The sequence below is a fragment of the Pseudarthrobacter ribosi genome (assembly GCF_055412865.1).
This window is the reverse complement of the sequence record NZ_JBVAYZ010000047.1, coordinates 1-1,581: the sequence shown is the minus strand read 5'-3', so window position 1 is coordinate 1,581 and position 1,581 is coordinate 1. Positions and strand designations below refer to the sequence as shown.

1 rRNA gene is annotated in these 1,581 nt (G+C 55.1%); it reads left to right on the top strand.

The window, feature by feature from the left end:
• Positions 1 to 1,534 (top strand): 23S ribosomal RNA (locus ACZYZ5_RS21430); the annotation flags it as partial.
• Positions 1,535 to 1,581: the final 47 nt, after the last annotated feature.

Here is a 1,581-nt window from a genome sequence, read left to right as displayed (position 1 = left end):
GGGTTTTGGTGGAGCGCGGGACCTGATCCTGGGAGGCAAGCGTATTAACAGGTGTGACGCAGGAAGGTAGCCGAGCCGGGCGATGGTTGTCCCGGTCTAAGGATGTAGGGCGAACGGTAGGCAAATCCGCCGTTCATGATGCCTGAGACCCGATGGGACTCCCGTAAGGGGGGATTCGGTGATCCTATGCTGCCGAGAAAAGCATCGACGCGAGGTTTTAGCCGCCCGTACCCCAAACCGACACAGGTGATCAGGTAGAGAATACTAAGGCGATCGAGAGAATTATGGTTAAGGAACTCGGCAAAATGCCCCCGTAACTTCGGGAGAAGGGGGGCCCCCATCGTGATGGACACAAGCTGTCCGGAGCGTGCAGGGGCCGCAGAGACCAGGGGGAAGCGACTGTTTACTAAAAACACAGGTCCGTGCGAAGTCGCAAGACGATGTATACGGACTGACTCCTGCCCGGTGCTGGAAGGTTAAGAGGACCGGTTAGCCGCAAGGCGAAGCTGAGAATTCAAGCCCCAGTAAACGGCGGTGGTAACTATAACCATCCTAAGGTAGCGAAATTCCTTGTCGGGTAAGTTCCGACCTGCACGAATGGAGTAACGACTTCCCCGCTGTCTCAACCATAAACTCGGCGAAATTGCAGTACGAGTAAAGATGCTCGTTACGCGCAGCAGGACGGAAAGACCCCGAGACCTTTACTATAGTTTGGTATTGGTGTTCGGAGTGGCTTGTGTAGGATAGGTGGGAGACGTTGAAGCCCGGACGCCAGTTCGGGTGGAGTCATCGTTGAAATACCACTCTGGTCACTTTGGACATCTAACTTCGGCCCGTAATCCGGGTCAGGGACAGTGCCTGATGGGTAGTTTAACTGGGGCGGTTGCCTCCTAAAAAGTAACGGAGGCGCCCAAAGGTTCCCTCAGCCTGGTTGGCAATCAGGTGTCGAGTGTAAGTGCACAAGGGAGCTTGACTGTGAGAGAGACATCTCGAGCAGGGACGAAAGTCGGGACTAGTGATCCGGCGGTACATTGTGGAATGGCCGTCGCTCAACGGATAAAAGGTACCTCGGGGATAACAGGCTGATCTTGCCCAAGAGTCCATATCGACGGCATGGTTTGGCACCTCGATGTCGGCTCGTCGCATCCTGGGGCTGGAGTAGGTCCCAAGGGTTGGGCTGTTCGCCCATTAAAGCGGTACGCGAGCTGGGTTTAGAACGTCGTGAGACAGTTCGGTCCCTATCCGCTGCGCGCGCAGGAAATTTGAGAAGGGCTGTCCTTAGTACGAGAGGACCGGGACGGACGAACCTCTGGTGTGTCAGTTGTACTGCCAAGTGCACCGCTGATTAGCTACGTTCGGATGGGATAACCGCTGAAAGCATCTAAGCGGGAAGCTCGCTTCGAGATGAGATTTCCATACACCTTGTGTGTGAGAGGCCCCCAGCCAGACCACTGGGTTGATAGGCCGGATGTGGAAGCGAGGACTAACGACTCGTGAAGCTGACCGGTACTAATAGGCCGATAACTTACACCACACACTCTCTTCGTGAACGGATTCAAAAGACGTTCACACCATGAAGAG